The sequence below is a fragment of the Pseudoduganella sp. RAF53_2 genome, assembly GCF_052113985.1.
In the GTDB taxonomy this organism is placed as follows: domain Bacteria; phylum Pseudomonadota; class Gammaproteobacteria; order Burkholderiales; family Burkholderiaceae_D; genus Rugamonas.
The window spans coordinates 1-1,164 of record NZ_JBFRDW010001046.1 but is presented as its reverse complement, the minus strand read 5'-3'; the positions used below and the strand labels follow the sequence as shown (position 1 = coordinate 1,164).

At 51.7% G+C, this 1,164-nt stretch carries 2 protein-coding genes; both read right to left on the bottom strand.

Going from position 1 to position 1,164, the window contains the following annotated elements; genetic code table 11:
- Window positions 1–45 precede the first annotated feature (45 nt).
- Window positions 46–330 (bottom strand): hypothetical protein, encoded by a 285-nt coding sequence (locus AB4Z11_RS32190; RefSeq protein WP_442030311.1) that lies wholly within the window; start codon window positions 328–330, stop codon window positions 46–48.
- Window positions 331–554: 224 nt separating this feature from the next.
- On the bottom strand, window positions 555–857 hold the full coding sequence (locus AB4Z11_RS32185) for a DUF5076 domain-containing protein (RefSeq protein WP_442030309.1): 303 nt from the start codon (window positions 855–857) through the stop codon (window positions 555–557).
- Window positions 858–1,164 lie beyond the last annotated feature (307 nt).

The window sequence follows — 1,164 nt, the reverse complement described above, 5'->3', positions numbered from 1 at the left end:
GTGTTCTGCCGACCGGGTCCGCTATTGGCCGTCCAGAGACCGTTCTTACTTTTGAAGCTCTGCTTCGATCTGTTTGACGAGGCTGTTACCTTTCGAGGTTATAGCTGAGCTTCCGCAGCTATCTATCCACAACTGGCCATTGCGCCCTTGTGAAATAAAGAGTACATGCTCTTCTCCGACGGCCATTGCATAACGAGCCGACGTGTTCTCGTTGCGCACCGAAAAGACGTTTGGCAATCGCCCTTTTAGGGTTGCCAGAACCTTGATCGTGACGTTGTATGCTGTCACTCCCTCAGGATCACTTCTGTCCTCTTTCAGTTCATTTTCCACTAATACCCGGCCTACGACTATTGCATCAGCTGCCTGTATCTCAGATCGAAGCGGAACGTTGTATCCTGAGATTCCGCTCTTCGGGTCGAGGCAAAGCGCATGGGCTGCGTCTGTGTACATTAACGTGACTAAAACTAAAATGAATAGATGCAAAATTAATTTCATTGGCTTAGTTTATCGGTTGACCTTAGCTTGAGCGGCCGCTCCTGGCCGCATTCCGCCGATTATACAAATCCGCCTTTGGCATCTGATGTTGGCGCAGCAACCTCGTCATTAAAGCTATGGAGAATTTTTTGCAGCGCCGCTGCCTCCGCTCTTGCATCTTCAGGGTACAGAGCTCTCGATATATGCCTAGCTGCATCTGCCAGTATTGTTCCCCAGGCCAATTCCTCATCAATGCCCATGCTGTCCCTGTACATGCCAATCTTTAGCGAGCAGTGCAACTGCCTCTCTGCCAACCAAACACGCAGCATTTCGACAGATTCAATGTCTCTTTGTGCTGCGGGCGGGATTGGGCGTTCATTCATACAAATCTCTTCATAAATTTTCGACGGCTGCTTCTGGCCGGATTCGGCCTGCAAACCAGAATAGCATCTTGCCCACTTGCAAAGTTCACGATTTGTCACGACCGGGCGTAAGTTGCCCCAAAGCGCATTCGCACTAGCACCATGTGGGGCGAGTTGACCGGCACTCGCGGACGGGGTCATGCGACCGACAATAGCCGCCGTGCTGCGCTATACCAGCGGCCCTTCCTTCCGCGTTAATTGTCACGGTTAGGGTGAACTGATCACCCCATTCTCGCTTGTAGTAGCTAATCCTAGGCCAGGGTGGGGG

Excerpts from the sequence above, each read along its gene's own strand:
- AB4Z11_RS32185 (WP_442030309.1), bottom strand. The coding sequence starts at position 857 with ATGAATGAACGCCCAATCCCGCCCGCAGCACAAAGAGACATTGAATCT.